The organism is Bartonella sp. AD328YNZD (genome assembly GCF_042196425.1).
Genome location: NZ_JBHIQG010000081.1, coordinates 1 through 8397 on the forward strand (window position 1 = coordinate 1; position 8397 = coordinate 8397).

Annotated in this window: 8 protein-coding genes; all 8 read left to right on the forward strand. The window is 35.1% G+C overall.

The window, feature by feature from the left end:
• Window positions 1-639, forward strand: a 639-nt coding sequence (locus ACFIO3_RS05455) for a septal ring lytic transglycosylase RlpA family protein (RefSeq protein WP_375704180.1), incomplete at its 5' end; no start/stop codon positions are given.
• 1085 nt (window positions 640-1724) lie between these two features.
• Window positions 1725-2888 carry a D-alanyl-D-alanine carboxypeptidase family protein gene (locus tag ACFIO3_RS05460; RefSeq protein ID WP_375615177.1) on the forward strand — a complete coding sequence of 388 codons (1164 nt, stop codon included), beginning with the start codon at window positions 1725-1727 and terminating at the stop codon, window positions 2886-2888.
• A gap of 28 nt (window positions 2889-2916) precedes the next feature.
• Window positions 2917-3561: a dTMP kinase gene (gene tmk / locus ACFIO3_RS05465; protein ID WP_375606876.1), complete on the forward strand. Its 645-nt coding sequence runs from the start codon at window positions 2917-2919 to the stop codon at window positions 3559-3561.
• Window positions 3558-4601, forward strand: a complete 1044-nt coding sequence (locus ACFIO3_RS05470; RefSeq protein WP_375606875.1) for a DNA polymerase III subunit delta' — start codon at window positions 3558-3560, stop codon at window positions 4599-4601. Before tmk ends, ACFIO3_RS05470 begins: the two co-directional genes overlap by 4 nt.
• 76 nt (window positions 4602-4677) lie before the next feature.
• Window positions 4678-6237: a methionine--tRNA ligase gene (metG, locus tag ACFIO3_RS05475; RefSeq protein ID WP_375615178.1), complete on the forward strand. Its 1560-nt coding sequence runs from the start codon at window positions 4678-4680 to the stop codon at window positions 6235-6237.
• The gene (locus ACFIO3_RS05480) at window positions 6227-7000 is read left to right on the forward strand and encodes a TatD family hydrolase (RefSeq protein ID WP_375606873.1); all 774 of its coding nucleotides are present in this window, start codon (window positions 6227-6229) and stop codon (window positions 6998-7000) included. The genes metG and ACFIO3_RS05480 overlap by 11 nt, the downstream gene beginning before the upstream one ends.
• A 10-nt stretch (window positions 7001-7010) precedes the next feature.
• The gene (locus ACFIO3_RS05485; RefSeq protein WP_375615179.1) at window positions 7011-7820 is read left to right on the forward strand and encodes an MBL fold metallo-hydrolase; all 810 of its coding nucleotides are present in this window, start codon (window positions 7011-7013) and stop codon (window positions 7818-7820) included.
• 109 nt (window positions 7821-7929) lie between these two features.
• Window positions 7930-8289 carry a hypothetical protein gene (locus ACFIO3_RS05490; protein WP_375615180.1) on the forward strand — a complete coding sequence of 120 codons (360 nt, stop codon included), beginning with the start codon at window positions 7930-7932 and terminating at the stop codon, window positions 8287-8289.
• The last annotated feature ends 108 nt before the right edge of the window (window positions 8290-8397 follow it).

Genomic DNA, 8397 nt, shown 5'->3' on the forward strand with positions numbered 1-8397 from the left:
AAGTGGTATTATCCTCAAAATGATCCAACTTATAAACGTGTTGGTGAGGCATCATGGTATGGTTCAGACTTTCATGGACGATTAACAGCTAATGGTGAAATTTATGACATGAATCTTTTGACTGCCGCTCATCCTACAATGCCTTTACCTAGCTATGCTCGTGTTACTAATTTGAGAAATGGATCTTCAATCGTTGTTAGAGTGAATGATCGCGGACCTTTTATGAAAGACAGAATCATTGATTTATCAAGGCAAGCTGCGACAATACTTGGTTATGTCGATAAGGGAGTAGCAGATGTTAAGGTGGAATATATCGCTGAAGCACCCATTGGCTATTATGATGGTGCATATTTAATGGCCTCTTATACTCCAGGAAACGCCGTGTCATATTCATTAGCGTCGGAGAATGTTTCGAAAAAAAGAGAAACTGTTTTGTTAAAAGAGCAGCGCAATATAGGGAACAAAAAAGAATTAGCTAAAGCAGCTGCTGTTGAACAGGAACAACGTAATAAAACTGTTGCAGTTAAATTGCCGGAAATTGGTCCTATCATGGTTGATAAGCCGATGCCATTCGATCAAGTTGCTTCTATAAATAAGCTAAACAAAAAAACAAAGGTCAATTGGCTACAACTGTTTTAAGAAAAAATGCGTTGATTTTTTATCAATATAATTTTCTAGTAAAAAAGATAAGAACTTACGGATTTAGTGTAGGGGTTTCATCTTAAGGCGCGTTGTCCTTTTCAAAAAGCGTGGTTGGGTGCTATTATTATAAATTCAGTACGGGCCTTTCCACTCCATTGCTAGTATTTTCGTCGTTTTATGATATTGCTTGCTTAATAAAGCGTGTACTTTTCTTGCTGTAATAGCTTTTGCTAGATGAAGGTAGATTATTGTGTCAGTCTGTTTGTGTAATCTCTAAAACAACTGTACAATCGATTTGAGAAGAATAAAAAGCTTAACAAGTAAAAAAATATTTTCTTTTGATTCGGCCTTGCATCTTTCTAAAGTATCTACGGTAATATCCTATGAAAAGATTATGCATTATCTCATGCTTTTGTTTATCATGTTCTTTAATGGAGTAAGTTCCCTCACGAAAAACAGAGCGTCTCAAACAAAATACACTTACATTGCCAATTCATGGACTTATTTAAAAGAGATATATTTCAACACGCTACAAGCCTATTTTACGACAGCGCCTGTGAATGGCATAACTGTAACGCCTTTAGATATCACCATCTTCACACTTATGAAGATATAAACCGGCAACGTCATAGACTTTGCAAGCCCCAATGTTTTGTGCGATAATTCTTAACACTTGAGAGGTTGATAAGAAGTATTTTACTCTCTTTTTTAATAATTTTTATCCATATACGAACCCTGCTTATGACGCGTAAGCAAGTGATTTTATTGAATTTAATATGAGAGGAGGGGATGAGAGAATCTTACAGTATTTTGAATCAAATCCACGTTAAAAGATTATAATTTATCATAACAAATCAAAATACTATCAATAAAAATAGGAAAAAATATTTTGTCTCTCATACTTTAAAATTAAACTGAACCTACATGGAAGATAAAAAGCGTGTCATATTATTTTTTTCTAAAGCTAAATGAAAATAAAATCTTTTTGTGAGTTGTAAATAATTCCTCAATTTGCAGCAATCAAAAAGTTTTTTCCTATATAGTAAATTCTTTATGCTGATTTTTAGATGGGAGGAGCGGCTATGTATACAGTATTAAGGATCTTATTAATATTATGGGGAGTATTGGCATTTGATACATGGGGGAGAGCGCAAGATTTTCAAACTCCCGCATCCCAATTGTTATTACTCGATGATGATACAGAGACAGTACTCTATGAAAAACAAAGTGCTATTCCTTTTTTCCCTGCTTCATTAGTAAAATTGATGACAGCAGAAGTTGTATTTCATCAATTAAAAAAAGGATTATTAAAAAGTACGCAGAAATTTAAGGTCAGTGAAAATGCTTGGCGCAAGGGTGGAGCACCTTCTGGTACAACCACTATGTTTGCAAAGATAAAAACAGAAATCAGTGTTTATGATCTGTTGCGTGGTTTAATTATTGTCAATGGAAATGATGCTGCTATTATTCTTGCTGAAGGCATATCAGGAGATGAAGCTCATTTCGCAAAGTTGATGAATCAGCGCGCTAAAATGATTGGATTATCTCAGAGTCATTTTGTTAATGCAACAGGGCTTCCCGAAGAGGGACAATTTGTAACAGTGCGTGATATGATTATATTAGCACGTTACATTACTCAGGAATATCCAGATTATTATGCACTTTATCGTGAACCTCATTTTACGTGGAATAATATTTTTCAACGTAACAAAACCCCTCTTATTTCTAAGGAAATTGGTGTAGAAGGATTTGGTTTTGGCTACAGTAAAAAAGAAGGTTTTTCAATGGTTGCCACCATTTCTAAAAATCATCAACGTCTTTTTTTAGCAATCAATGGTTTGCAAGATAGAAAAAAATATACAAAAGAAATAGAACGCATTCTTCAATGGGGAATGACGGCATTTGATCTCAAAACGATTTTCACAAGAGAAGAAACGGTTGGTCGTGCTCCTGTTTATGGTGGTAAGCAAAATTTTGTTCCACTCATTGTTAAAACACCAATAAGTTTTATGCTTTCGAATGAAAAAAAAGTAAATGTTAAAGCAAAAATTAAATATCATGGTCCATTGAAAGCCCCCATCGTTTCTGGGCAATCAGTTGGCGTTATTCAAATTTTAGAAGATAAAAAGGTTCTTCTGGAAAAACCAGTTTTTGCCGGAATGAATGTTCAGGAAGGAAGTTTCTTTGCAAAAGTAAAAAATGCATTCTATGAAATCACAATTGGATGGTTACGGAAATATTTATAGTTACGCGCTAATAAGGTTAAGGTCATACGTGTCAGGTTATTTTATTACATTCGAAGGAGGGGAGGGAGTAGGAAAAACAGTACAGATTTCTTTGCTTGCTGAGTATCTCTCTCACAAAGGTTATGATGTTGTTACAACACGAGAACCAGGAGGAACGGCAGGAGCAGAAGCAATCCGACATATTTTATTGTCAGGGAAGATACAACAATATGGACCATTGATTGAAGCTGTTTTGTTTACAGCGGCACGTGTCGACCATGTTACTGAGGTTATCGCACCTTCTTTGCAAAAAGGTAAAATCGTTTTATGTGACCGCTTTATTGATTCTACACGCGTTTATCAAGGCCTCAATGATACCGTCAGTTCTTCTCTTCTTTCTGTTTTAGAGTGTATTGCGCTCAATGGTATTTTGCCTCATTTAACATTTTTATTAGATATGCCAGCAATGTGTGGTATGAAGCGTGCAAATTTGCGAAGAAAAAAAACAGAAAAAATTGATTATTTTGAAAAAGATCAGTTGGAAATTCAAGAACAAAGGCGTCAGGCTTTTCTTCAATTGGCCAAACGGGAACCCCATAGATTTCGAGTCATTGATGCCACTGGCTCAGTGGAAGCCATTGCTCATCAAATAAAAAATATTTGTCATCAGGTATTGTTGGAGCAGCTTTCATGAGTAATGTAAATACCTTACGCCAATATGATGATATTGATACAATTTTATCACCATCCCAGAACAATGTTCTCTTTGGTCATGAGGATGTTCGTCATTTTTTGACACAAATGCTTAAAGAAGAGCGTTTGCATCATGCATTATTATTTGAAGGAGAATATGGGATTGGAAAGGCTACATTAGCCTTTCATCTTGCTTGGAATATTTTAAGTTTTCAACAGAGTTCTTTCCTGAAACCCGATCCTTATTCTACCCCATGGCGCCAAATTACACAAGGAAGTCACCCTGGTCTTTTGTATATTTCACGTCGATTTGATGTGAAAACGCAAAAGTTTAAAACAGGAATACTCGTTGATGATATCCGTGATATTATGCATTTTTTAAGTCGAACATCGCAAGATAATGGATGGCGTATTGTTATTATTGATTCCGCAGATGATATGAATAGAAATGCAGCAAATGCAATTCTCAAAATACTTGAAGAACCACCTACAAAAACGTTATTTGTTATTATCGCACATTCTTCAGGAAAATTGCTTCCAACAATCCATTCACGGTGTCAAAAAATTTCTTTTCGTCCGTTGAATAACGATGAAATGAAAAAAGTTATTATACATATTTTCGCCGATCAGGATTTACCTGATGAAAAAACAATTGAAATGATTATTAAAAAATCTAAAGGAAGCCCTCGAAAAGCCGCTTTACTTATTTGCCATGGCGGTCTTGAAATTATTAAAACAATTGATGCTCTCCTAGAGAAACCTGTTTGTAACGCAACGATTGTACATACTCTTGCACAAACATTTTCATCTGCTTCTTCTACATTCCAATTTCAACAATTTTGTGATGAAATTCTTAATAAAATTCAAAAAAAAGCTATTATGCTCGTTGAAAAGGGAGACTTATTTCTCTCAAAAAAATATGCGGGAAAATGGCAGGAGATTCATCAAGAAATAGAGGAAATACAACTGTTTAATCTCGATAAAAAGCAGTTTGTTATTAACTTACTTTTTAAAGTTCATAAGATCATTCATGAGAATTAGTTTTTCCGTGACAATGCGATGAACAAACGTTATGTCATAATATCTTCTATTTATAGCGTTTTACAACGAGTATGACATGCGTGACACATATTACATAACAACTCCCATTTTTTATCCTAATGGTGCTCCACATATTGGACATGCTTATAGTGCCATTGCAAGCGATGTTTTAGCCCGCTTTCAACGGTTAAACGGGAAAAATGTATTTTTTCTTTCTGGTACAGATGAGCATGGTCTCAAGATGCAACAAACCGCAGCTGCATTAGGCATGACACCTCAGCAACTTGCAGATCGTAATAGTGCGGTATTTCAAAAAATGCTTGCAGTATTAAATTGTTCTAATGATGATTTTATCCGTACGACAGAAGAACGCCATTATCAAGCGTGTCAAGAAATTTGGAAAAAGATGGAAGCAAATGGTGATATTTATCTCGGCCGTTATACGGGGTGGTATTCGGTTCGCCAAGAAGCCTATTATGAAGAGAAAGATACGGAAGTTGGACAAGACAATATCCGTCGCGAGAAGGAATTAGGCTCTCCAGTTGAATGGAATGAAGAAGAAAGTTATTTTTTTAGGCTTTCTCGTTATGAAAAGGCTCTTCTTGAATATTATGAAAAACATCCTGATTTTATTGCTCCACTTGAGCGGCGAAATGAAATTATAAGTTTTATCAAATCGGGTTTAAAAGATATCTCTATTTCACGCACAAGTTTTAATTGGGGCGTTGCTGTTCCTGATAATCCAAAGCACGTAATGTATGTTTGGGTTGATGCACTTACAAATTATCTATCAGCAATTGGTTTTTTCAATGAAAATTCAACAAAACGTGATTTTTGGCCTGCAAATACGCATATTATTGGTAAGGATATTATTCGTTTCCATGCAGTCTATTGGCCAGCATTTTTAATGTCTGCTGGAATTGACTTGCCTAAGAATATTTTTGCACATGGTTTTTTACTTAATCGTGGTGCAAAAATGTCAAAATCTATTGGAAATGTCGTTGATCCTTTTGAAATGGTTGATCATTACGGTCTTGATCAGGTCCGTTATTTTCTTCTCCGTGAAGTGCCATTTGGACAAGATGGTAGTTATAGCCATGAGAGTTTAGTGAACCGTATTAATGCTGATCTTGCTAATGATCTTGGTAATTTGGCACAGCGCTCTTTATCTATGATTGCCAAAAATTGTAATGCACAAGTCCCAAAACCAACTTCATTCTTAGTTCAAGATAAACAGCTTTTAGAACAATCTCTTCAGGTGCTGGAAACTGTACATCAAGCAATGTCTTCTCATAGTATGCATTTAGCCCTTTCAGCTATTTTTTCAATTGTAGCAGATGCCAATCGCTATTTTGCCAACGAACAACCTTGGAGTTTACGTAAAAATGATCGAGATCGGTTTTCTACAGTTCTTTATATAACTGTAGAAATCTTGCGGCGAATAGGAATAATGCTTTTGCCTTTCATACCTCAATCAGCAGCAAAACTTCTTGATAGCCTTGCGATTGCTGAAGATGATCGGTTGTTGTATCATATAAGCCATGCGAAAATTCAAGAAGGACTTGATCTTCCACCACCAGAACCAATTTTTCCTCGTTATATCTTGAAGAAAGAAGATACTCATCATGTTGATTGATACACATTGTCATCTTGATTTTGAAGATTTTTCACAAGATTTGGATAATGTTATCCAACGGGCTTTAGATGCTAACGTTAAACGTATGATAACAATTTCAACCCATGTTCATAAGTTAGATAAGCTGTTAGCTATTGCGCAAAGCTATGATCAAGTCTTTTGTTCCGTTGGAACACACCCCAATCATGCGCATGAAGAACAAAATATTACAGCGGAAGAGCTTATACAGCTCTCGAATCATCCTAAAATTGTTGCGTTTGGGGAAGGGGGGCTTGATTATCATTATGATTACTCTACACCAGAAGAACAAAAGAAAGTTTTTCAAGAACATATCATCGCTTCTAGAGAAACACAGATTCCTCTTGTTATCCATTCACGCAATGCCGATATCGATATGGAAAAAATATTGCGCAAACAGATAAAAGAAGGAGCTTTTCCCTTTATCCTTCACTGTTATTCATCTGGAATGCAACTTGCTCGTGCTGGAATTGAGCTTGGTGGTTATATTTCTTTTTCAGGTATTCTTACTTTTAAAAACGCTCTTGAAATCCGTGAAATAGCAAAAATTGTGCCCCATGAACATTTGTTGGTGGAAACAGATGCACCATTTTTAGCACCTACCCCTCATCGGGGAAAAACAAATGAACCATCTTTTGTATGCTATACAGCAGCTGTTTTGGCTGAAACAATTGGTTTAAGCATTGAAGAAACAGCTCAAATAACAACCCGTAATGCTTTTCGTTTATTTAGCAAAATGAAATAAGGCAAAAGCTATGTGTGATCAATACCGATTTACAATATTAGGGTGTGGGCCTTCTCCAGGAGTGCCAAGACCTAATGGTGATTGGGGAATATGTGATCCGAATAATCCTAAAAATAAACGCTACAGAAGTTCTTTATTAGTTGAACGCATTAAACCATCAGGAAAAAAAACAACAATCGTTATTGATACGGGGCCGGATTTTCGCTCACAAATGATTGAAGCGCATGTGAACCATCTTGATGCTGCTCTTTACACGCATTCTCATGCAGATCATATCCACGGTATTGATGATTTACGCAGCTATGCACTTGCACAAAAATGTTTAATAGATATCTATGCTGACAGATTTACACTAGAACACCTCAAAAATGCTTTCGGATATTGTTTTCAAACACCAAAAGATTCATCTTATTCTCCTATTTTAAAAGAGCATCTTATCAATGAAGATAGCCAATTTATTATTCAAGGGGAGGGTGGAGCAATAAGCGTTAATACGCATTTACAACACCATGGAAATATTCATTCTTTAGGTTTCCGTATCGGAAATGTTGCCTATTGTACAGATGTTAGTGAGTTTCCTGAAAAAACATTATCAAAATTAATGGGTTTGGATGTTCTCATCATTGAAGCCCTTCAATTTAAATCTCACCCAAGTCATTTTTCTGTTGATCAAGCATTACAATGGATAAAATATTTAAAGCCAAAACAAGCAATACTCACACATATGGATAGATCGCTGGATTATAATGCAGTCGTAAATTACGTTCCATCCTCTGTAAAACCTGCGTATCAGGGCCTTACTTTCGAAACAACTGCATAAGTTTATTCATACAATATTTTACGTTAAATAAAGTTTTTTGAAGATTATCCTTTATTTTGTTTTATTTTTGACATAAATGTCACTTTTTTATGTTTAAAATGAGGTTTTTATGTATAAGAATTTTAAGCGGGGTGTATGTATTGCCGTTTTAGCAGTTTCCTTAACAGCATGTGGGGGGCGTTTAGAAAAAAATATTGCAACGACAACATTACATGATGGATCAATGAGTTGCACCGATATTCAACGGGAGTTTTTTGCTAATAAACGACAGATTAATGATACAATTAGAGAGCGTTCTACAGCAAGAAATAAAAATGTAGCTTTAGCAGCGGCAGGTGTTGTATTTTTACCTGCTCTGTTTTTTATGGATCCTAAATCCAGTGAAAGCAATGAAATTTCGGCTTTAAATAATCGTAATGCTGTTTTAAGTGATCTTGCACGTATAAAACGTTGTAAAATAGTACAGTAATTTTTTTTATTTATTATATGTAATTTTATTATCACTATTTTTGGTCTTTAAGGAATATACTTTAAAGACCAAATTTTATTTTAAAAGTAAATTGTATGATATAAATAT